This is a genomic window from Kitasatospora sp. GP82 (assembly GCF_029892105.1).
Taxonomy (GTDB): Bacteria; Actinomycetota; Actinomycetes; order Streptomycetales; family Streptomycetaceae; genus Kitasatospora.
In genome coordinates this window covers 26,881-47,908 of record NZ_JARZAJ010000043.1, presented here as the reverse complement: position 1 = coordinate 47,908, position 21,028 = coordinate 26,881, and the positions used below count along the sequence as shown (strand labels likewise).

Sequence of the window (21,028 nt, the reverse complement as noted above, 5' to 3'; positions counted from 1 at the left end):
CCCCTGGTTGCTTCCGGGTCGTCTCCCGGGCTGCTTCCCGGGACGTCTCGTCGGTCGGCCGCCCACCGTGCCGTCAGCGGAGCTTCTCGGCGATCACGTAGCGGAACAGATTGGCCATCCGCACGGAGGCGTCCCGCTGGACGAACGGGTGCAGGGCCTCCTCCAGCTCCTTCTCCACCAGCGCCGCGCCGGAGTCCTCGATCGCCGCCTCGTACAGGCCGGTCGACAGCATCCCGCGCACCGCGCTCTCCAGATCCGGGTACGCGAACGGGCAGTTCACCCGTCCACTGCCGGCCGGGCGCAGACCGGCACCGGTCAGCAGGGTCTCCAGCGCGCCGGGCGTGCTCAGTGCGAAGGGGTCGCAGCCCGGTGTCCGGGCGGCCCTGCGGCGCGCCACGTCCAGCACGGCGGCACTCTCGCAGCGCTCCGGCGGGCCCCAGCCGGCCAGCACCACGTGCCCGCCCGGGAGGGTCAGCCCGGCCGCCCGGGCCACCGACTGCGCGGGCGTCGGCCGTCCCGGCTCACCGGACGGCCTCGATGCACCGGACTGCCGCAGGAAAGGCGCCTGCCACAGTTCGAAGAGAGTCACCAGCGACTGGGCCGTGCGGGGGAAGGGACCCGACGGACGGTCGTGGTGTCCGGGACCGGACACCCGCAGGTGCCGGCCCTGCGCCAGCTCGCGCAACTCCGTGTCCGGCTCAAGACCGGCCACCTCCGCACCTCGCTCCGCCGCCAGCAGCAGGGACAGCCCCGACCGGCAGCCGAGGCCGAGCAGACTGGTCGCCGAGCCGACCTCCAGGCGCTCGTACACCGCCTGGTAGAGCGGTACGAGCATGCGCTCCTGGATCTCCGCCCAGTCGCGGGCCCGCCCGTGTGTACTCGCGCCGCCGTGGGCGCGGGGTCGCTGCGCGGTCGTACCGGTCACCTGCGCTGAAGCCATCGCGGCCTCCCATCCGGTCTTCTGGTAGTCCAGCTCCTGGCACCCCCCAAAAAAAGTCCCGCCCCGGTTCCAGCGAACAGCGGCTGCGGCCTGGCGTCCAGAGGGGTGCGCGGAGGTATCCGCGCGCGGTGGTCGTGCGCCCCCTGCTTCGCGCGGGTGAGGGCGGTTCAGGATGAGGGCGATTCACGATCAGGGCCCTGATCCCCGTACCATCTGCCCCATGGCAAAGGCACCCGTTCTCACCCCCCAGGCGGACGACTTCCCGCGCTGGTACCAGGACCTCATCAACAAGGCTGAGCTGGCCGACAACGGTCCGGTGCGCGGCACCATGGTCATCCGACCGTACGGCTACGGCCTGTGGGAGCGGATGCAGCAGGAGATGGACGCCCGGATCAAGAAGGCCGGTGCCCAGAACGCGTACTTCCCGATGTTCATCCCGCAGTCCTACCTGACCAAGGAAGCCGAGCACGTCGAGGGCTTCGCCCCGGAGCTCGCCGTGGTCACCCACGGAGGTGGCAAGGAGCTGGACGAGCCGATCGTCGTCCGGCCGACCTCCGAGACCATCATCAACGAGTACTTCTCCAAGTGGGTGCAGAGCCACCGCGACCTGCCCCTGCTGATCAACCAGTGGGCCAACGTGGTCCGTTGGGAGCTGCGCCCCCGCGTCTTCCTGCGCACCACCGAGTTCCTCTGGCAGGAGGGCCACACCGCCCACGCCACCTACGAGGACGCGCACGCGTACGCCTCGATGATCCACACGGACGTCTACGGCGACTTCATGACCAATGTGCTGGGCATCGACGTGGTGCTCGGCCGCAAGACCGCCAAGGAACGCTTCGCCGGCGCCATCAACACCCTCACCCTTGAGGGCATGATGGGTGACGGCAAGGCGCTGCAGATGGGCACCAGCCACGAGCTGGGCCAGAACTTCGCCAAGGCGTTCAACACCACCTATCAGCTCCAGGGTGCCGAGCGGGAGTACGTCTGGCAGACCTCCTGGGGTGTGTCGACCCGTATGGTCGGCGGCCTGATCATGTCCCACGGCGACGACAACGGCCTGCGGGTGCCCCCGCGCCTGGCCGCCGTCCAGGCCGTCGTCCTCGCCATCAAGGGCGACGACGCGGTGCTCGCCAAGGTCCGCGAGATCGGGGCCCAGCTGGAGGCCGCCGGTATCCGCGTCGTGGTCGACGACCGCACCGACACCCCGTTCGGCCGCCGCGCCGTCGACTGGGAGCTCAAGGGCGTACCGCTGCGCATCGAGGTCGGCCCGCGCGACCTGGAGAACGGCACCGCGATGCTCGCGCGCCGTATCCCCGGCGGCAAGGAGCCGGTCTCGATCGACGGTCTGGCTGCGCTGCTCCCCGGCATCCTCGACGAGGACCAGGCGCTGCTGCTCCGCCAGTCCCGCGAGCGCCGCGAGGCCCGTACGGTCGAGGTCAAGAACCTCGACGAGGCCGTCGAGGCCGCCGCGACCGGCTGGGGTCGGATCTCCTGGGCCGAACTGGGCGCGGAGGGCGAGGCCAAGCTGGCCGAGCAGGGCGTCTCGGTGCGCTGCATTGTTGCGGCCGACGGTTCGGTTCCGGCGACGGACGATCAGGAAGGCAACGTCGCGATCGTCGCACGCGCCTACTGAGCTTCCGTTAACCGGTCGCACTTCCGCGCCGGTAGAGGTCGTTTGTTCTACCGTCTGCAGACTGCCTGATGAGACTACTGACCAGTCAACTGCCGGTCCTATGGAACTAGCGGTACGGTGTACGGCCCGTGGCCCTGTCAATTCCCGACAGCGCCACGGGCCGTCTGCCTTGGGGTAGCGCTGTACCCGCGCACTTGCGGGGCCCTGGGGCAATAGCCAAGAGCCCGGCGAGGCTTGTTGGGCCCACAGTTGCAGGGGGTTGGTCTTGCGTCAGATCCGAGCAGTGCAATTCGCGCACCGATACGCATTCCTGAGAGTTTCCTGGGAATTCCAGGAGAACGCGAAGTCGCGGAACATCGGCTCTCACTCCATCGTTGGCATAGCGTGAGCACGACACAGCCCCTCGTCCTCGCGGCCGAACTGGCCGCCGCCTGGAGCGACATTCAGGCACATCACCAGGATCTCCCCGACCTTGCCTCGCCCGAGGCGTTGATCGGCGAATCCTCCTCGGCCTGCGGCACGCGGCTCGGTTTCGAGCGGCTGCTGCACGAGGCCGCCCACGGCCTGGCAGCCGCGCGAGACATTCGTGACACCTCGCGGGCCGGGCGCTACCACAACCGGCGCTTCCTGATGCTCGCCACCGAGCTCGGGCTGGCCCACCCGGTCGAGCCGCATGCCAGCAGCGGCTTCTCCCAGGTGACCATGCTCAAGGAGACCCAGGAGCGCTACGCCCCGACCATCGAGCGGCTCGACCTCGCACTCGGCGCGCACCAGCTGGCCGTGGCCGGCGAGGGTGCGCACCGCGCGTTCCGCGGCCCGGCGGCCAGGCACGGCTCCTCCGGCGGTGGCGTCCGGGTCAAGGCCGTCTGCGGCTGTGGCCGGAACGTGCGGGTGGTGCCCTCGGTGCTCGCGCAGGCGTCGATCGTCTGCGGCGCGTGCCAGCAGCCGTTCCGGATTGCCTGAGATCGCCTGGGATCGCCTGAGGTCTTGGTCGGGCGCCCTCCCGCCAGGGGGTGGCGCGTCGGCACAGGCTCGGCTCGGACATCGGACGGGAGCTCGGCTCGGGCGGGAGCCCGGTTCGATCGAATCAGGTGGAGGCTCGGCTCGACCGGGGGCAGGGGCCCTCGGTGGGGCCGACCGGTTGTACTGCTCGCGATGTCGCGCGCGGTGCCGCCGGCCGTCCTCTTGCCCTGTTTCCCGCGCCTGCGCCTTGGCTCCGGCCCTTTTCCTGCATCTTCGCCCGTGGTCCCTGCCTGTGCTCCTCCTTCGGTCGGGGGCCGCCGGGTCGGGCCGCCGAGTCCGATATGGCACAATGGACAGCTGAGTACTCGGCAGCCGAGCAGGACCCCTCTCTCCTACGGCTGGCGTGTCCCTTGAACGGCCGACCCCGCAACCCCACGCGGTGGCAGCGGCCGCTCACCCACGTCAACACCAGGAGAATCCACTCCCGTGGCAGTCAAGATCAAGCTGAAGCGTCTCGGCAAGATTCGCTCCCCGCACTACCGCATCGTCGTCGCCGACTCCCGCACCAAGCGTGACGGTCGTGCGATCGAGGAGATCGGCATCTACCAGCCGACCTACAACCCCTCGAAGATCGAGGTCGACAGTGACCGCGCGCAGTACTGGCTGTCCGTCGGCGCCCAGCCGACCGAGCCGGTTCTCGCCATCCTGAAGCTGACCGGCGACTGGCAGAAGTTCAAGGGCCTGCCGGCTCCGGCGCCGCTGAAGGTCGCCGAGCCGAAGGTCGAGGACTTCTCGCACCTGTTCGCCAAGGCCGTCGCCGGCTTCGAGGACAGCACCACCGGTGTTGCCATCACCCCGAAGGCCAAGAAGTCGGACAAGGCCGAGGCTGACGCCGAGGCCGCTTCCACCGAGGCCTGACCGTGATCGAGGAGGCCCTCGACCACCTGGTGAAGGGCATCGTCGAGCACCCCGACGAGGTACAGGTGCGCTCGCGCAACCTGCGACGGGGTAACACCATCGAGGTGCGGGTGCACCCCGATGACCTCGGCAAGGTGATCGGTCGGGGTGGCCGGACGGCGCGTGCTCTGCGCACCGTCGTCGGCGCCCTCGGCGGTCGCAACGTCCGTGTCGACCTGGTCGACGTGGACAGCATTCGCTGACGCACAGCCGTCAGGCTTGGGGCCGGTCGGGACGCTCGTCGTCCCGACCGGCCTTCTTTCGTTCCACCGTTTCTTTTCTCCTCTCTTCCCTTCCTTGTCTTTTTCTTCCTACGCAGCGCCAACTCAGCAACTTCAGGAGAGCGATCACCGTGCAGCTCGTCGTCGGCAAGATCGGCCGCGCCCACGGCATCAAGGGGGACGTCAGTGTCGAGGTCCGCACCGACGAGCCGGAGCTCCGGCTCGGCCCGGGGGCGGTACTGCTCACTGACCCGGCGTCGGCCGGACCGCTGACCGTCGAGTCCGGCAAGGTGCACAGCGGGCGACTGCTGCTGCGTTTCGCCGGGGTGAAGGACCGCAACGGTGCCGAGGCGCTGCGTGGAACCATCCTGATTGCCGAGGTCGACCCGGACGAGAGCCCGGAGGAAGAGGACGAGTACTACGACCACCAGCTGATCGGTCTGGACGTGGTCCTCCTCGACGGCACCCCGGTCGGCGAGCTGACCGAGATCATCCACCTGCCCTACCAGGACCTTCTCACCGTGAAGAAGGCCGATGGTACGGAGGTGCTGGTGCCCTTCGTCGAGCGCATCGTGCCCACCATCGACCTGGAGAACCAGCGCGCCGTGATCGACCCGCCGCCCGGCCTGATCGACCCCGACCAGGCGGTCGTGGTTGCCGGTACGGCTGACGGCGAGTCCGAGTCCGAGGCGGAGTCCGAGTCCGAGTCCGAGGCGGAGGCGGGCGAGGAGTCGGACCGGGGTACGGGCGCTGGCACCGGCACGGATGCGGACGGCGAAGGCAGGGCCGGCGCATGAGTGAGATGCGGATCGACGTCGTCACGATCTTCCCCGAGTACCTGGAGCCGCTGAACGTCTCCCTCGTCGGCAAGGCCCGTGCCCGCGGCCAGCTGGACGTCCACCTGCACGACCTGCGCAGCTGGACCACCGACATCCACCGCACCGTGGACGACACCCCGTACGGGGGCGGTCCCGGCATGGTGATGAAGCCCGAGCCATGGGGGGCCGCGCTGGACGCAGTGGTCTCTCAGGGGCCAGAGGGCACCGTGCCGACCCTCGTCGTACCCACCCCGAGCGGCCGCCCGTTCACCCAGGAACTGGCGCAGGAACTGGCCGGGCAGCCCTGGCTGACTTTCGCCCCAGCCCGGTACGAAGGCATCGACCGCCGGGTGATTGAAGAGGCCGCGACCCGGATGCCCGTGGTCGAGGCTTCGATCGGTGACTACGTGCTGGCCGGCGGCGAGGTCGCCGTACTGGTCATGGTGGAGGCGATCGCACGGCTGCTCCCCGGTGTGCTCGGCAACGCGGAGTCGCACCGTGACGACTCCTTTGCCCCTGGAGCCATGGCGGACCTGCTGGAAGGCCCCGTCTACACCAAGCCCGCCGAGTGGCGTGGGCGGGCCGTGCCCGAGGTGCTGCTCAGCGGACACCACGGCAAGATCGCCCGCTGGCGCCGCGAGCAGGCATTCGCCCGTACCCTCGCCAACCGGCCGGACCTCGTTGAACGCTGGCAGTACGGCTCCTTCGACAAGAAGGAGCGGGAAGCCCTCAGCATCCTCGGTCTGGTCTGGGACGAGCGGCTCGGCCGATTTCGGGCTGCGGCCGATGCTGTGGAAGAATAGGCCGCTGTTGTCTGTTGCTGGACTCCTCTCGTAGGGGTCGGTGGCCCGGCGCCCTCGCCACGGGGGGAACGTCGACGGTCGAAGCGGCCCGCAACACACCCCATTGAGACGATTTTCCGTGGGCGGCCCGTGGCGCCTGCGATGGAGAGCATCATGAGCAACAAGCTCGCTGCTGTCGACGCGGCCTCGCTGCGCACCGACATCCCGGCCTTCCGCGCCGGTGACACCCTGAAGGTTCACGTCCGGGTCATCGAGGGCAACCGCTCCCGTGTCCAGGTCTTCCAGGGCGTCGTCATCCGCCGCCACGGCGCCGGCATCGGTGAGACCTTCACCGTCCGCAAGGTCAGCTTCAACGTCGGCGTGGAGCGCACCTTCCCGGTGCACACCCCGGTCGTCGAGAAGATCGAGGTCGTCACCCGCGGTGCGGTTCGCCGCGCCAAGCTGTACTACCTGCGTGACCTGCGCGGCAAGGCCGCGAAGATCAAGGAGAAGCGCGAGCGCTGATCCGCTCACCCTCGGCCCTGCCGAGGGTTGGGTACGCTCGGATCGGGCTGAGAACCTTCGGGATAAGCTCAGCCCCGATGAGCACGCACGAACCACTCGCGGACCGCGTCGGCAGTCCTGCACCTCCGGGTGCGGACTCGCCGCCGTGGTCCGCGGTCGTTTCCGGGGAGGCTCAGCCCTCGGCCGGAGTCGAGTCCAACAGCGAAGCCGCGACGCTGAGCGAAGCGTGTGCCAAGGTCGAAACGCCTGCCAAAGGCGAAGAGTGCGCCGACGGTGACATGCGGGCTGATGGAGACGCGCAACCGGACAACGGTAGTGGGCGATGGTTCTCACGGACCTTCCTCCTGTGTCTAGGGGCCTGCCTGCTGGTACTGCTGCTCGTGAACACCTTCGTCGTCCGCCCGTTCGCGGTGCCGTCCGAGTCGATGGAGGGCACGCTGCGCCCGGGCGACCGGCTGCTGGTGAACCAGCTGGCGTACGACTTCGGCAGTCACGTCCGGCGCGGTGATGTGGTGGTCTTCGACGGCATCGGCTCCTTCCTCCCGTATGCCTCCGAGCCTTCGGCTGGGCAGCGTTTTCTTGCCGGGCTGGGGCTGTCATCCGGTGGCGACTCGGTGTATGTGAAGCGAGTGATCGGGATCGGCGGGGACCGGGTCACCTGCTGTGGTTCGGACGGTCGGATCAGGGTCAACGGCGTACCGCTGGACGAGTCCGGCTACCTGTATCCCGGCGACACCCCGTCGAAGGTGGCCTTCGATGTCGTGGTACCGGCTGGGAAGTTGTGGGTCATGGGGGACCACCGTGGCGACTCCCGTGACTCACGGGATCACCTCGGTGAGCCCGGGGGCGGGTTCGTTCCCGAATCCAAGGTGATCGGCCGCGCGGACTGGGTGATCTTCCCGATCGGGCGTTGGACTTCGCTGGACCGGCCTGCCGGCTTTGCCGCCGCTGAGGGGACTGGTGGCCATGGGGGTCAGAGGTAGGGGCAGGCCGGCCGAGGAGGCAGCTGCGCCACCGGCCGGGAAACGGGCCGTAGAAGGCGGCGAGTGGGCGCTGGTGCCGGATCCGGACGATCTCTCGACGGGGCGCCCTGCGACCGTTGCCCGCGGGCGGGCCGAGCGTCGACGGACGGCGCGCCGGGCCGAGCGGCGCAGACGACGCTCTCTACTGCGTGAACTGCCGATGATCCTGGTGGTTGCGCTGCTGATTGCCCTGCTGCTGAAGACCTTTCTGCTACAGGTCTTCGTCATCCCTTCCGGGTCGATGGAGCCGACCATCCAGATCGGCGATCGGGTTCTGGTGGACAAGCTCACGCCCTGGTTCGGTGCGGAGCCGAAGCGGGGCGAGGTAGTCGTCTTCAAGGATCCGGGCGGCTGGTTGGAGACGGAGCCCAAGTCGGGCAATGACGGGCCTGTGTTGCGTGGTGTGAAGCAGGTCTTCTCGTCCGTGGGGCTGCTGCCCTCGGAGAACGAGCAGGATCTGATCAAGCGGGTGATCGGGGTGCCCGGGGACACCGTCGAATGTTGTGACGCCAAAGGCAGGGTGAGCGTGAACGGCACTCCGCTGGACGAGTCCTATGTCGCGCCCGGCAACGCGCCGTCCAGGAGGCCGTTCAAGGTCACCGTCCCGGCAGGGCGGCTCTGGGTGATGGGAGACCACCGGGATGTCTCGGCCGACTCCCGGTTCCATATGGACAGGCCTGGTGGTGGCACCATCCCGGTGGCCAATGTGGTGGGCAGGGCATTTGTGATCGCCTGGCCGACCGGGCGGATGCGTCAACTTGACGTACCTGCCTCCTTTTCCGTTCTGTCGGCGCGAGCTGGGTCTTCAGGGCCGCCTGTCCCCGACGGCGCTGCCAACGCTGTGGAATCCACCGGGATCAACCCGGATCCAGCGGAACCTCCGCTCGTTATGGGTGTGTTGGGCGTTACTCCATTCCTCACGAGGTGGCGGCGGGCAAGGCTTCGGCACTGGCTGCCAACTGGTTGATTACGCGATCTGCCGTGTGGGAGCAGTGGCGTGATGCCCTGGAGTGATAGAGAAGGTCTGGAGTGCTCGGAGTACGTTCCGGTTGCCTCCGGAGGCTGCACTGGTGTCAGGACCGCCCATGTAGGGAAGTTCTGAGGCGGGTTGACGGTCGGTCACAGAGCGTGGTGCCCGCTGTGCGGCACTGGTGAGCGCGGACGCGCAGTCGTCCGCACAGCAGGGAGGAGATGTTGTGGGGGATCTGGTGATCGGAGCCCGCTCGGGAGCCCCCGAGCCGGAGGGCACCGGCAGCCGTACGGCCCGGTCCACCGAGTCCGCACAACCGTCGGAGCCTGGCGAGGACGGATCGGCCACTGGAGCGGTAGGCGACTCGGGCAACGGACCGGCGGACGGCGGGTCGGCTCGTCTGGGCGGCTCCGGTGGTGGCTATGGTTCGGTGGGCGCTACGGGCGACGAGTCGGAGGAAGGCCCCAAGCCCCCGAAGCAGCGTTCGTTCTGGAAGGAACTGCCGATCCTGATCGGCATTGCGCTGATCCTGGCGTTGGTGATCAAGACGTTCTTTGTCCAGGCCTTCTCGATTCCTTCGGGGTCGATGGAGAACACTCTGCAGATCGGCGACCGGGTACTGGTGGACAAGCTCACGCCCTGGTTCGGTGCGGAGCCGGAGCGGGGAGACGTGGTCGTCTTCCAGGATCCGGGCGGCTGGCTGGCCGACGAGCCGACCCAGCAGAGCAGCAACTCCGTTGTCCGGGGTGTGCAGGATGTACTCAGCTTTATCGGTCTGATGCCGTCGGCCAACGAGAAGGACCTGATCAAGCGAGTGATCGCGGTCGGCGGTGACACCGTCGAGTGCCAGGGCACCGGTCCGGTCAAGGTCAACCGAGTCGCGCTCAACGAGCCGTACATCTTCCCGGGCAACACCCCCTGTGGTGACAAGCCGTTCGGCCCGGTGAAGGTGCCGAAGGGCGCGATCTGGGTGATGGGCGACCACCGCGGGGACTCGCTGGACTCCCGGTTCCACCAGGACCAGCCCGGCGGCGGTACGGTGCCGGTCGGTAACGTCATCGGCCGCGCTTTCGTGGTGGCCTGGCCGATCAGCGACTGGTCCACCCTGCCGGTGCCCAGCACTTTCGACCAGAAGGGGCTGGCCTCCGCCGCGCTGCCCTTCGCGCCGCCGACGGCCGGGGCGGCGCTCGCGCTGCCGGTGGTCTGGTGGCTGCGGAGGTCTCGCCGCTGACGACCTCCGGGTCTGGCTCTGGGTCTTGCGCGGGCCGTGGTACCGGCGAGTAATCTGCTCGCACGTGCCACGGCCCGTCGGCCTTTCCGAGCCTGCCGCGGCGTACTCGTGCAGCGCACGGGTCGATCTGGAAAGGGCGGTGGCGATGAGCGGTGTCGTGGAGCATACGACTCCGGCGTCGGCTGCGGCTGGGACGCCGGTTACAACGAAGACCCGACGGAGCATGGGATCGCTGCTGCACGGTCTGGTGATCGGCTTGGGCTTTGTGATGCTGGTCGGCGGCTTTGCGGTGATCGCGCTCAACTACCGCCCCTACAGGATCCCGACCGACTCCATGACCCCGACAGTGCAGCCCGGAGACACAGTGCTCGCCCACACGGTGAGCGGCGGTGCAGTCGGCCGCGGAGACATCGTGATCTTCCGGGACTCGCAGTGGGGCGGCGAGGTGATGGTCAAGCGAGTGGTGGCGGTCGGCGGGGACACGGTGGCGTGCTGCGACTCCCAGGGGCGTCTGCTGGTGAACGGCAAGCCGATCGACGAACCGTACACCGCGCCGCAGGTGATGCCGGGCAAGGACTTCAAGACGACTGTCCCGAGCGGTCGGCTCTTCCTGCTCGGGGACTCCCGGGTGAATTCGTTGGACTCGCGGGCCCACCTCGATGTTGCGAGTGGCACCGTCCCCGCCTCCGATGTGACGGCTCGGGTTGAGGCCACGGTCTGGCCCTACGGCCGGGTGGGCGTGGTCAAGCGTACGGTTGCCTTCGATGGCCTCGGTGCGCCGACGGCAGCCGAGCCGGGGTCGATCGCGCCGGCGACGTACGCGACGGTTGGCGGCGCGGCAGTCGTCGTACTTGCCTCGGCGGCCGGTGGGGTGGTTTCGCTCGGTCGCAGGCTGAGGTGCGGGAGCTCCTGAGAAGCCGGCAGCGAGGCGCCCCACGACAGCGAGACGCTCCAGGCGCGTGGAGGTGACGGGGATGGTCGAGCGGCGGCGTGCGGCTCGCGTCCTGCTCCTGGACGGGGCGGATCGAATCCTGCTCTTCCGGGGCGTGGACCCGGCGGTGCCAGGGGTGGCCTGGTGGTTCACACCCGGCGGCGGGCTGGAGCCGGGTGAGGAGCCGCGCGATGCTGCGCTGCGCGAGCTGGCCGAGGAGACCGGGTTGAGAGATGTCGAGCTGGGACCGGTGGTGGCATGCGACACGGTTGCCTTCTCCTTCCAAGGGCAGCATTACGAGCAGGACCAGTCGTTCTACCTCGCCCGTGTCGGGGAGAGTGGAGCAGCGGGCGGCCGGGGGGCTGGTGATGGAAAGGGCGATGCCGAGCTGCCGTTGCCTGTGTGCGAGGCCGAGGAACATGCACAGCTGCTGACCGCCCGCTGGTGGACCGTCGCGGAGTTGCGGGCCACCGAGGAGACGATCTACCCCGATGCTGTGGCGGATCTGGTCGAGCGGTTGTTGCGGGATGGCCCGCCAGTCCTGCCGGTAAGGCTCTCCGGACGGGCACAGTGGTCCACAATGGGGTGGACCAGACGAGTTGAGGGGACGCCTGAATGAGTGCCGAAGACCTCGAGAAGTACGAGACCGAGATGGAGCTCAAGCTCTACCGGGAGTACCGGGACGTCGTCGGCCTGTTCAAGTACGTGATCGAGACCGAACGACGCTTCTATCTGACGAACGACTACGAGTTGCAAGTGCACTCGGTTCAGGGAGAAGTGTTCTTCGAGGTGTCGATGGCGGATGCCTGGGTCTGGGACATGTACCGGCCGGCCCGGTTCGTCCGCAAGGTGAGAGTGCTGACCTTCAAGGACGTCAATGTCGAGGAGCTGGCGAAGAGCGACCTGGAGCTGCCCTCCGACGACGCGGCGTTTGGCAGCTGACATTGGTCCGGGCGTCCGGCCGATGTCCAGAGTTCTGCTCGATATTCACTCTTGGGAGTGAAGAAAGTTATCCACAACCCCGAGTTGTCCACAGGAATTAAGAACTCTCTGGCCCGATAACGGGCGAAGCGGCAACCTCCCCGACACGGAGGTGATAGCCGTGAAGAGTTCCAACAACGGCCTCGGCCGCTATGGCGAAGAGGTGGCCGCCCGGTGGCTCGCCGCAGGTGGTCTGAGAATCCTGGAGCGCAACTGGCGCTGCGCGGAAGGTGAGCTCGACATCGTCGCCCTCGATGGCGACACGCTCGCCGTCTGCGAGGTCAAGACCCGGTCCGAGCGCGGGTTCCAACAGCCGAGCGAGGGCATCGACCGGACCAAGGCCGAGCGCCTTCGGCACCTGGCGGAGCGCTGGCTCGGCGAGCGCTGGCCGGCCCACTTCGTCAGACTCGCCCAGACGGTGGCGGTGGACGGGCCGGGGGCGGACGCCGATCCTGTGGCCAAGGCGCAGGTAGCCAAGGCGCAGGCCGCATCGGAAGTCCGGTCGGTTCCGCTGCCACCCGGTGGGGTGCGGATCGACCTGATCGCAGTGGTCAACCGGCTCAAGGGCGCGGCACAGATCGAACACCACCGAGGGGCGGTGTGAGATGGCCTTCGCCCATACCTGTTCCGTCGCACTGATCGGAGTGGACGGAGTGGTCGTCGAGGTCCAGGCCGACCTTGAGCCCGGCGTCGCGGCCTTCGCCCTGGTCGGCCTCCCTGACAAAGCTCTCTCGGAGGCCCGGGATCGCGTTCGCGCAGCCGTGGTCAACAGCGGAGAGAGCTGGCCGCAGCGGAAGTTGACGGTGGGTCTCAGTCCGGCCTCCGTGCCGAAGAGCGGCAGCGGCTTCGACCTGGCCGTGGCCTGCGCGGTGCTGGCGGCAGCCGAGCGGCTTGACCCGACCTCCATCGCCGATCTGCTGATCATCGGCGAGCTCGGCCTGGACGGCCGAGTCCGTCCGGTACGGGGAGTACTCCCGTCGGTTCTCGCGGCCGCGGACGCAGGCTACAAACAGGTCGTCGTCGCGGAGCCGACGGCCGCCGAGGCTGCCCTCGTGCCGGGGGTCTCGGTGCTCGGCGTCCGTAGCCTGCGTCAGCTGATCGCCGTTCTCACCCAGGCTCCGGTGCCCGACGAGGAGCCGGACCAGCTCTTCGGACGCCGGGATCCCTCGCTGGCAGGGCTCATGGTGCCCGGGTCCGGGATCCGAGGGCATCCCTTGGGGAAGGCCGCCCAGCTCGACCTCGCCGACGTCACGGGCCAGTACGAGGCTCGCCGCGCCCTGGAGATCGCCGCTGCCGGCGGCCATCACCTCTACCTCAAGGGTCCGCCGGGCGCAGGCAAGACGATGCTCGCCGAGCGACTTCCCACCCTGCTGCCACCGCTCACTCCCACCGAGGCACTTGAGGTGACGGCCGTCCACTCGGTCGCTGGGCTGCTCCCGCCCGACCGGCCGCTGATCGACACCCCGCCGTACTACGCGCCGCACCACTCGACCACCATGCCCGCGATCGTCGGTGGTGGCAGCGGGATGCCGAGGCCCGGCGCCGTCTCGCTGGCTCATCGAGGCGTGCTGTTTCTGGACGAGGCTCCCGAATTTCCCGTCCGGGTACTCGACGCCCTGCGGCAGCCGCTCGAATCCGGTGAGGTCACGATCGCCCGAGCCGCTGGATCCCTGCGGCTGCCGGCGAGATTCCAGCTGTGCCTGGCCGCCAACCCCTGTCCGTGCGGACGGCACTCCAGGCGGGGCGAAGGCTGCGAGTGCACCCCGGCGATGGTCCACCGGTACCAGGCCAGGCTCTCCGGGCCGCTGCTGGACCGGGTGGACCTCCAGGTCCAGGTCGCCCCGGTGACCAGGGCCGAGCTGATGGAACGCGACGGGGCGGTGGAGAACACCGCGACGGTCGCCGCCCGGGTGCTGGCCGCGCGTGAGCGGGCCGCAATCAGGCTCGCCGACACACCGTGGACCACCAACGCAGACGTGCCGGGGCACTTCCTGCGCACCCGCTGGCGGCTCGCACCGGGCGCACTCGTCGATGCCGAGCGGGAGTTGGAACGCGGGATCCTCACCGCCCGAGGGCTGGACCGGGTGCTCCGGGTCGCATGGACAGTCGCCGACCTGGTCGGCCGCGAGCATCCGACCAGGCTCGACGTCCGCACCGCGCTGGTGCTTCGGACGGGTGTGCAGCGTGGCCTGCCGGCCGGTGACCGGACGACCGGCCCCTACCAGGATCCCGCTCTGGATCTGGGAGGCGAGAAATGACCACCGGTCGGCCAACTGCCACCAAGAGGACCCTGATCCGCCGTCACCAGTGGAGGTGCAGGTGAACCGCACGCAGGACACGCCCGACGACTCCGCCTTCAACTCACCTGCGCCCGACCGCTTCGAAGCAGGTGGCACCGGGCCCGCCCGCTCAGGAGCAGGTCGCACCGGGCCTGGCCGAGCCGCGCGGGGCGGGGCCGGGCCTGGCCACCGTGAGTCGGCCGATGCCACAGGCCCTCCGCGCGCCGAACCGGTGGACGGGCCGAGTGCCGAGGAAGAACGGGGGCGAGAGCCCGAGCGACTCGCCCGGGCAGCGCTTGCCCGTATCACCGAGCCCGGCGACGCCGTGGTCGGAAGGTGGCTCTCAAGAGTCAGCGCGCCCACCCTCATCGAGGCCATCCGCGACCGCACAGTGCCCGGCTACCTCGACCTGGACGCCACCAGGCTCGCGGGGTACCGAGCCAGACTTCCGTACCTCGACCCCGAGGCGGATTTGGAACGGGTGCGTGCGCTCGGTGGGCGGTTCATCATTCCGGGCGACATCGAATGGCCCTCCCAGCTCGATGACCTGGGAGACAGCAGACCGATCGGACTCTGGACCAGGGGCACCGGGTCGCTCCGCCTGCTTGCGCTGCGTTCGGTCGCCGTGGTTGGCGCCCGTGCGTGCACCACTTACGGCGCACACGTTGCCGGAGAGCTCGCGGCACAACTCGCCGAGCGCGGTTGGGTCGTGGTCTCTGGTGCGGCGTACGGGATTGATGCCGCGGCCCATCGGGGTGCGCTCGCCGTTGGCGGTATCACCATCGGCGTTCTTGCCTGCGGGGTGGACGAGGCTTATCCGCCAGGCAACTCCGAGCTCATCGGACGAATCGCCGAACAGGGTCTTCTGCTGAGCGAACTGGCGCCAGGTGAGCACCCCAACCGGTTCCGATTCGTGCTGAGGAACCGGGTGATAGCGGCGCTGACGCGAGGAACGGTGGTGGTCGAAGCAGCCCTCCGCAGCGGGGCCCTGAGTACGGCACGCCGTGCCCGTGATCTGAATCGCCACACCATGGGCGTCGCGGGCCCGGTGACTTCAGAGCTCTCCGCAGGGGTGCACGCCCTGATCCGCAGTGGAGCCGCCACACTTGTCACCGATGCCGCCGAGATCGGCGAGCTGATCGGCGCGATCGGGGAAGACCTGGCACCGAGACGCTCCGGTCCCGTCCTACCCCGGGACTGCCTGGAGCCGCCCGTGGCAAGGGTGCTGGAGGCCGTACCGGCAAATGCAGAGGGTGCACCGGTCGAGAGCCTCGCCCGGGCAGCGGGGCTGCCGCCCGAGGAAGTCCTGCAGAGGCTCTACGAGTTGGGGTCGCTCGGTTTCGTAGAGCGGTTCGGGGCACATTGGAGGCTGGCCCGAGGCGCCCGCAACACCTCACGGTGATCGGCCGGACAGCGAGCCGACTCGGCTGGACAACGGGCTGATCAGCTGGACGCGGGGGCGACCGATCAGACAGCGGGGTGGTCGGACGCGCACCGGGTCGGTGAAGCGCAGCTCGCGGTGGTGAACCCGACCTCGCGGCGGCGAAGGGGGTACGACGGGCCGGGCTCGCCACCGGATCGAGGGACGACCGAGTGGCGGTAGCACACTGCAGCGAGTCGGTCACGCTACGCTCGCAGTGCCTCCTATCAGCACATGACTCGGCAGAACGGCGCAGACCAACGCATGCCCACACACATTCCCGGACACCGGGTAGCCGGTGGCCTCCGGTCCTCGGGAGGGCCAGGGGCCGAGGCGCGCCCCACCGCTGATCACCAGCCGAAGGCGCCAGGGGTGATGGGGCTGACCCGGCAGGCCGGGCGGCCACCGTCCTCGGGTGGCAGGGAGGAGACTTCACCCCCGGTCGGCGCCCGGCCGCCGGCGGCCCGGCGCGGTCCCGGTAGCGCCGTACCTCCGGGTGCTGCTTCCGCTCCCGTCCCCGCCCACGTCCTCGCAGCCTCCGGCACGGCCATGCCACCAGGGGACGAGCGCGCCTGTGATGAACGCACCGACGAACGCACCGACGAACGCACCGCTCTGCAGTCCCTCTGGCGGTCGTACAAGGAAACCGGGGACATCCGGCTCCGCGACCAACTGATCCTGCACTACTCGCCGTTGGTCAAATACGTGGCGGGACGAGTCGGTGTCGGGCTGCCCGCCAATGTGGAGCAGGCCGACTTCGTCTCCTCGGGGATCTTCGGTCTCATCGACGCGATCGAGAAGTTCGACGTCGACCGCGCCATCAAGTTCGAGACGTACGCCATCAGCCGGATCCGCGGTGCCATCATCGACGAGCTCCGGGCGCTCGACTGGATCCCACGTTCGGTCCGCCAGAAGGCCAAGGCGGTCGAGCGGACGTACGCCACCCTGGAAGCCAGGCTTCGCCGCACCCCGCACGAGCCGGAGGTGGCTGCGGAGATGGGTATCGCGATCGAGGACCTGCACGCCATCTTCAGTCAGCTCTCGCTCGCCAACGTGGTGGCGCTGGACGAGTTGCTGCACCCGGTGGGGGAGAGCGGCGACCGGCTGAGCCTGATGGACACCCTGGAGGACACCGGCGCCGACAACCCGGTCGAGATCGCCGAGGATCGTGAGCTGCGCCGTCTGCTGGCCACGGCCGTCAACACCCTGCCCGAGCGGGAGAAGACGGTGGTGACGCTGTACTACTACGAGGGCCTCACCCTCGCCGAGATCGGCCAGGTGCTGGGTGTGACAGAGAGCAGGGTCAGCCAGATCCACACCAAGTCCGTGCTCCAACTCCGGGCCAAACTGACCGACATCCGCTGAGTCACCGAGTTCGGCGGGGCAGTGGCTCGGCCTGTCCGGATATCCGGTCGAGGCCAGTTGCGTGGTGCCGTTCCGAGTGGTCATCGGTCTCCGTACAGTAGGAACGTGCCGAAAATCCGAGCAGCCACAGTGGCCGAGCATCGTCAGCTGCAGCGCGCAGCTCTTCTTGACGCTGCCCGGTCGCTGCTCACCGAGGGCGGGATGGACGCCCTCACCTTCCCGGCCCTCGCAGCGCGGACCGGGCTGGCCCGCTCCTCGGTGTACGAGTACTTCGGCTCGCGTGCCGCAGTGATCGAGGAACTCTGCGCCGTGGACTTCCCGCTCTGGGCAGCCGAGATCGAAGCGGGCATGGGCGCCTGTGACGGTCCGGCGGCCAAGGTGGAGGCGTACGTGCGTGGTCAGCTGGCGCTGGCCGGAGATCCGCGTCATCGCGCCATCACGGCCATCTCGATGCTCGAACTGGACGAGGCAGCCCGAGAGCGTATCCGGGCGGCGCACACCGAGCTGGTCGCACTCGTCGTCCGGGCTCTCCAGGATCTCGGTCACACTCAGCCTCGGCTGGCGGCCGCGCTGCTCCAAGGCGTGGTCGAGGCGGCGGTCCGCCAAGCGGCACACGCCCCGGCGGAGGAGTCCGGGGTCATTGCGGACGCCGCCGTGACCCTCGTTCTGCACGGTCTCGTCACCGATACGACGAGCACCCCTCCGACCGTGGCCACACCTACGACCACGCGCTGAGCCACGTCCACGATTTCAGCTGCGCCGAACCCGCGACACCCGCGACACCAGTGGCACGGGCGCCGCACGACTGCCCGAGCGATCAGCGGCCGTCCAGTGGTAGCAGGCGGGCCTGTCCGCTCCCCATCAGAGCCAGCGGGTCCAGGTAGCGCTTGCCGCGGAGCAGTCCCCAGTGCAGGCAGCCGGCCGCGCAGTGTCCGGTGCCGGCGGACACCGTCCCGATGGCGTCTCCGGCCGCTACCAGGGCGCCGGTCGGGACGGACCCGATGACCGGTAGATAGGTGGTCCGCAGTGGGGGTGTGCCGGAGGCCGGGTGAGTAACGGTCACCACGGGGCGTCCCGCGACCATGCCCGTGAACGAGACCACGCCGGGCGCGGCGGCCCGTACGGTCATGCCCTCCGAGGCCGCGAGATCCACCCCTCGGTGGCCTGCCGCCCACCGCACCGGAGGAGCGTCGAAGCGGCGCAGCAGATCGGACCGCCCGCCGACCGGCCAGGCGCGTCCAGGTCCCGGCCCGAGTCCCGCCGTCACAGCCACCGCGCCTGCCGTGCCCACGGCACCCACCGCACCCACCGCGCCCGGCGACTCTGTCGCGTGCGCCGGGGGTAGCGGTGGCCCGGTCAGCAGCAGCGCTGTCAGCAGCAGAACGAGCAGCACCGCCTGGATCCGCCGGTCCGGTGCGGGGGGCGGCATGGCCGCGTCGGTGCCACGGCGGCCGACGACGCCGGGGCGGCGGGCCACGGGGGCTGCGAGGACCGGATCAGTCAGATGGATTGCCATGCGCAGGAGAGTGCTCGCCGATCACCCCGGTGGCCACCCCCGGCCCTTTTCCTGTGGACAACTACCGCCTGTGGAAAACCGCGGTACCCCAGACGGGTGAAACGAGGGCTCGAAGCGGCTCGCGCGCTGACCGGCGCCGCCACCGTCGGACCGCGAGCGTCACCCCAGAGCACCGCCTCGCAAGCGACCCCACCGGGTGCCCGCAAGAGCCAGAGTCGCTCGTCGCTCGGCGCTTCCCGTACACTTCACACGCGACCCGGTCCACCCGGGTCGACTTCGCACGCCCCGCCACCGGTCGAAATGCGTCGGAAGGTGAGGGTCCACCCGGGCCCGATCAAGCCGTCCGACTCATCCGGTGCGAGTGCCGCTCGGTCCACCGAGCCTGTTGCGGCCCAGTCGCCGCCAGGCCGAGGTGGCTCGGCACGTTCGGGGCGTCAGGCGTGGCGGTCACCCGACCGGCACGGACAAACCGAGCCCGACCTGGCAGCTGCCCGACACCGGCAACGACAAGGGCAAGCCAGCCAGGCGCAACACTGAGGAGCACGGCCATGGCCGTCGTCACGATGCGGGAGCTGCTGGAGAGCGGCGTCCACTTCGGTCACCAGACCCGTCGTTGGAACCCGAAGATGAAGCGCTTCATCTTCACGGAGCGCAACGGCATCTACATCATCGACCTCCTGCAGTCGCTGAACTACATCGACCGCGCCTTCGAGTTCGTCAAGGAGACCGTTGCCCACGGCGGCAGCGTCCTCTTCGTCGGCACCAAGAAGCAGGCCCAGGAGGCCATCGCCGAGCAGGCCACCCGCGTGGGCATGCCCTACGTGAACCAGCGCTGGCTCGGCGGCATGCTGACCAACTTCTCGACCGTCTACAAGCGTCTGCAGCGCCTCAAGGAGCTCAGCGAGATCGACTTCACGGATGTGGCCGGCTCCGGCCTCACCAAGAAGGAGCTCCTGGTCCTCCAGCGCGAGTACGACAAGCTGGAGAAGACCCTCGGCGGTATCCGCGACATGCAGCGCGTTCCCAGCGCTGTCTGGATCGTGGACACCAAGAAGGAGCACATCGCGGTCGGCGAGGCCCGGAAGCTGAACATCCCGGTCGTCGCCATCCTCGACACCAACTGTGACCCGGACGAGGTCGACTACAAGATCCCGGGCAACGACGACGCCATCCGCTCCGTCACCCTGCTGACCCGCGTGATCGCCGACGCCGTCGCCGAGGGCCTGAAGGCCCGTGCCGGTGTCGCCAAGGGCGACGCCAAGGCCGAGCCGGGCGCCGACCAGCCGCTGGCCGCCTGGGAGAAGGACCTCATCGAGGGCCAGAAGGCCGCCGAGGAGGCCCCGGCCGCCGAGGCCGCTGCCGCTGAGGCCGCTGCCGAGGCTCCGGCCGCCGAGGCTCCGGCCGCCGAGGCCGAGCAGGCCTGACGTACCAAGGGCGAGGGGCACCCGCCGGTACGACACCGGTAGGTGCCCCTCTCTCCCGTGCCGGGACTGAACCACCAGTCCTGGGCACAACTCCACGCAGACACGCGAGACGCGAGAAGAGATTCACACCATGGCGAACTTCACCGCCGCGGACGTCAAGAAGCTCCGTGAGCTCACCGGCGCCGGCATGATGGACTGCAAGAAGGCTCTGGACGAGGCCGAGGGCAACGTCGAGAAGGCCGTCGAGCTCCTTCGCATCAAGGGCCAGAAGGGTGTTGCCAAGCGCGAGGGCCGTGACGCCTCCAACGGCGCCCTGGCCGTCCTGCTTGAGGGTGGCAACTCCGGTGTCCTGGTCGAGCTGAACTGCGAGACCGACTTCGTCGCCAAGGGCGACAAGTTCGTCGAGGTCGCCGACGCGCTGGCGAAGCACATCGCCGCCGCCGCCCCGGCCGACCTGGAGGCCGCTCTGGCCAGCGAGATCGAGGCCGGCAAGACCGTCCAGCAGTTCGTGGACGAGGCCAACGCCAACCTCGGCGAGAAGATCGTCTTCAAGCGCTTCGCGCAGTTCGCCGGTGAGGGCTTCGTCGCCGCCTACATGCACCGCACCTCCCCGGACCTGCCGCCGCAGGTCGGCGTCCTGGTCGAGCTCGACAAGGAGAACGCCGAGGTCGCCAAGGACGTCGCGCAGCACATCGCCGCCTTCGCGCCGAAGTACCTCTCGCGCGAGGAGATCCCGGCCGAGGCCCTGGAGAACGAGCGCCGCGTCGCCGAGGCCACCGCTCGCGAGGAGGGCAAGCCCGAGGCTGCCCTGCCGAAGATCGTCGAGGGTCGCGTCACCGGCTTCGTCAAGGAGAACTCCGTTCTGGAGCAGGCGTTCGCCAAGGACAACAAGAAGACCGTCGCCAAGGTCCTCGACGAGGCCGGCGTCAAGCTCGTGCGCTTCGCTCGCTTCCGCGTCGGCGCCTGAGCAACGTTCCCCCGCGCTTCCCGCCTAAGGTAGGAATCGCCCGGCCCCCTGCTGGGGTGGCCAGGAACGCGCCGATCGGGCTC

The 21,028-nt window shown here is 69.1% G+C and carries 21 protein-coding genes and 1 pseudogene; 20 read left to right on the top strand and 2 right to left on the bottom strand.

Translation table 11 applies throughout. The annotated features are described in order from the left end of the window. Positions 1-73: 73 nt before the first annotated feature. Positions 74-940, bottom strand: coding sequence for an SAM-dependent methyltransferase (locus tag P3T39_RS30545; protein ID WP_280702449.1), 867 nt, complete (start codon positions 938-940; stop codon positions 74-76). A gap of 220 nt (positions 941-1,160) precedes the next feature. On the opposite strand from P3T39_RS30545, the gene proS reads away from it, so the two are divergent. From proS to P3T39_RS30455, 18 genes and pseudogenes are all read left to right on the top strand, one after another. Beyond that, positions 1,161-2,573, top strand: coding sequence for a proline--tRNA ligase (gene proS / locus P3T39_RS30540; RefSeq protein ID WP_280702448.1), 1,413 nt, complete (start codon positions 1,161-1,163; stop codon positions 2,571-2,573). A 384-nt stretch (positions 2,574-2,957) separates the two neighbouring features. Next, positions 2,958-3,536, top strand: coding sequence for a hypothetical protein (locus tag P3T39_RS30535; RefSeq protein WP_280702447.1), 579 nt, complete (start codon positions 2,958-2,960; stop codon positions 3,534-3,536). A 486-nt stretch (positions 3,537-4,022) separates the two neighbouring features. After that, a complete protein-coding gene (gene rpsP / locus P3T39_RS30530) occupies positions 4,023-4,454 on the top strand; it encodes a 30S ribosomal protein S16 (RefSeq protein WP_280702446.1) in 432 nt (143 codons plus the stop codon). Between the two features lie 2 nt (positions 4,455-4,456). After that, the gene (locus P3T39_RS30525; RefSeq protein ID WP_030275689.1) at positions 4,457-4,696 is read left to right on the top strand and encodes an RNA-binding protein; all 240 of its coding nucleotides are present in this window, start codon (positions 4,457-4,459) and stop codon (positions 4,694-4,696) included. A gap of 149 nt (positions 4,697-4,845) precedes the next feature. Continuing rightward, entirely contained in the window at positions 4,846-5,511 is a 666-nt protein-coding gene (rimM, locus tag P3T39_RS30520; RefSeq protein WP_280702445.1) for a ribosome maturation factor RimM, read from the top strand. Positions 5,512-5,516: 5 nt separating this feature from the next. After that, entirely contained in the window at positions 5,517-6,335 is an 819-nt protein-coding gene (gene trmD, locus P3T39_RS30515) for a tRNA (guanosine(37)-N1)-methyltransferase TrmD (protein ID WP_280702455.1), read from the top strand. A 153-nt stretch (positions 6,336-6,488) separates the two neighbouring features. Then, on the top strand, positions 6,489-6,839 hold the full coding sequence (gene rplS, locus P3T39_RS30510) for a 50S ribosomal protein L19 (RefSeq protein ID WP_280702444.1): 351 nt from the start codon (positions 6,489-6,491) through the stop codon (positions 6,837-6,839). Between the two features lie 353 nt (positions 6,840-7,192). Next, positions 7,193-7,822 (top strand): annotated as a pseudogene (gene lepB / locus P3T39_RS30505) (signal peptidase I); the annotation flags it as partial. A 199-nt stretch (positions 7,823-8,021) separates the two neighbouring features. Then, on the top strand, positions 8,022-8,828 hold the full coding sequence (gene lepB / locus P3T39_RS30500) for a signal peptidase I (protein ID WP_348534408.1): 807 nt from the start codon (positions 8,022-8,024) through the stop codon (positions 8,826-8,828). A gap of 229 nt (positions 8,829-9,057) precedes the next feature. Then, complete coding sequence (lepB, locus tag P3T39_RS30495) at positions 9,058-10,062, top strand: signal peptidase I (RefSeq protein ID WP_280702443.1); 1,005 nt, start codon at positions 9,058-9,060, stop codon at positions 10,060-10,062. Positions 10,063-10,285: 223 nt separating this feature from the next. Further along, positions 10,286-10,975, top strand: a complete 690-nt coding sequence (lepB, locus tag P3T39_RS30490; RefSeq protein ID WP_280702442.1) for a signal peptidase I — start codon at positions 10,286-10,288, stop codon at positions 10,973-10,975. 61 nt (positions 10,976-11,036) lie between these two features. Continuing rightward, entirely contained in the window at positions 11,037-11,612 is a 576-nt protein-coding gene (locus P3T39_RS30485; RefSeq protein ID WP_280702441.1) for an NUDIX domain-containing protein, read from the top strand. Continuing rightward, the gene (locus tag P3T39_RS30480; RefSeq protein WP_280702440.1) at positions 11,609-11,935 is read left to right on the top strand and encodes a DUF2469 domain-containing protein; all 327 of its coding nucleotides are present in this window, start codon (positions 11,609-11,611) and stop codon (positions 11,933-11,935) included. Before P3T39_RS30485 ends, P3T39_RS30480 begins: the two co-directional genes overlap by 4 nt. 160 nt (positions 11,936-12,095) lie before the next feature. Beyond that, entirely contained in the window at positions 12,096-12,578 is a 483-nt protein-coding gene (locus tag P3T39_RS30475; RefSeq protein WP_280702439.1) for a YraN family protein, read from the top strand. 1 nt (position 12,579) lies between these two features. Beyond that, complete coding sequence (locus P3T39_RS30470) at positions 12,580-14,232, top strand: YifB family Mg chelatase-like AAA ATPase (RefSeq protein WP_280702438.1); 1,653 nt, start codon at positions 12,580-12,582, stop codon at positions 14,230-14,232. A gap of 253 nt (positions 14,233-14,485) precedes the next feature. Continuing rightward, positions 14,486-15,655, top strand: a complete 1,170-nt coding sequence (dprA, locus tag P3T39_RS30465; RefSeq protein WP_280702453.1) for a DNA-processing protein DprA — start codon at positions 14,486-14,488, stop codon at positions 15,653-15,655. A 252-nt stretch (positions 15,656-15,907) separates the two neighbouring features. Further along, complete coding sequence (gene whiG / locus P3T39_RS30460; RefSeq protein ID WP_348534407.1) at positions 15,908-17,038, top strand: RNA polymerase sigma factor WhiG; 1,131 nt, start codon at positions 15,908-15,910, stop codon at positions 17,036-17,038. A 129-nt stretch (positions 17,039-17,167) separates the two neighbouring features. Next, on the top strand, positions 17,168-17,773 hold the full coding sequence (locus P3T39_RS30455) for a helix-turn-helix domain-containing protein (protein WP_280702436.1): 606 nt from the start codon (positions 17,168-17,170) through the stop codon (positions 17,771-17,773). A gap of 82 nt (positions 17,774-17,855) precedes the next feature. Here P3T39_RS30455 and P3T39_RS30450 read toward each other — a convergent pair whose 3' ends face one another. Further along, positions 17,856-18,554 (bottom strand): M23 family metallopeptidase, encoded by a 699-nt coding sequence (locus P3T39_RS30450; RefSeq protein WP_280702435.1) that lies wholly within the window; start codon positions 18,552-18,554, stop codon positions 17,856-17,858. 548 nt (positions 18,555-19,102) lie between these two features. Here P3T39_RS30450 and rpsB point away from each other — a divergent pair. Both rpsB and tsf read left to right on the top strand, forming a co-directional pair. Continuing rightward, positions 19,103-19,978 carry a 30S ribosomal protein S2 gene (rpsB, locus tag P3T39_RS30445; RefSeq protein WP_280702434.1) on the top strand — a complete coding sequence of 292 codons (876 nt, stop codon included), beginning with the start codon at positions 19,103-19,105 and terminating at the stop codon, positions 19,976-19,978. A 130-nt stretch (positions 19,979-20,108) separates the two neighbouring features. Next, positions 20,109-20,945 carry a translation elongation factor Ts gene (tsf, locus tag P3T39_RS30440; protein WP_280702433.1) on the top strand — a complete coding sequence of 279 codons (837 nt, stop codon included), beginning with the start codon at positions 20,109-20,111 and terminating at the stop codon, positions 20,943-20,945. Positions 20,946-21,028: the final 83 nt, after the last annotated feature.

Bases quoted from the DNA above. Each gene is read 5' to 3' on its own strand.
- tsf (WP_280702433.1), top strand. From the start codon at position 20,109: ATGGCGAACTTCACCGCCGCGGACGTCAAGAAGCTCCGTGAGCTCACC.
- lepB (WP_280702442.1), top strand. From the start codon at position 10,286: ATGGGATCGCTGCTGCACGGTCTGGTGATCGGCTTGGGCTTTGTGATG.
- proS (WP_280702448.1), top strand. From the start codon at position 1,161: ATGGCAAAGGCACCCGTTCTCACCCCCCAGGCGGACGACTTCCCGCGC.
- P3T39_RS30480 (WP_280702440.1), top strand. From the start codon at position 11,609: ATGAGTGCCGAAGACCTCGAGAAGTACGAGACCGAGATGGAGCTCAAG.
- P3T39_RS30470 (WP_280702438.1), top strand. From the start codon at position 12,580: ATGGCCTTCGCCCATACCTGTTCCGTCGCACTGATCGGAGTGGACGGA.
- rpsB (WP_280702434.1), top strand. From the start codon at position 19,103: ATGGCCGTCGTCACGATGCGGGAGCTGCTGGAGAGCGGCGTCCACTTC.
- whiG (WP_348534407.1), top strand. From the start codon at position 15,908: ATGACTCGGCAGAACGGCGCAGACCAACGCATGCCCACACACATTCCC.
- rplS (WP_280702444.1), top strand. From the start codon at position 6,489: ATGAGCAACAAGCTCGCTGCTGTCGACGCGGCCTCGCTGCGCACCGAC.
- lepB (WP_348534408.1), top strand. From the start codon at position 8,022: ATGATCCTGGTGGTTGCGCTGCTGATTGCCCTGCTGCTGAAGACCTTT.
- P3T39_RS30485 (WP_280702441.1), top strand. From the start codon at position 11,037: ATGGTCGAGCGGCGGCGTGCGGCTCGCGTCCTGCTCCTGGACGGGGCG.
- trmD (WP_280702455.1), top strand. From the start codon at position 5,517: ATGCGGATCGACGTCGTCACGATCTTCCCCGAGTACCTGGAGCCGCTG.
- P3T39_RS30545 (WP_280702449.1), bottom strand. From the start codon at position 940: ATGGCTTCAGCGCAGGTGACCGGTACGACCGCGCAGCGACCCCGCGCC.
- P3T39_RS30450 (WP_280702435.1), bottom strand. From the start codon at position 18,554: ATGGCAATCCATCTGACTGATCCGGTCCTCGCAGCCCCCGTGGCCCGC.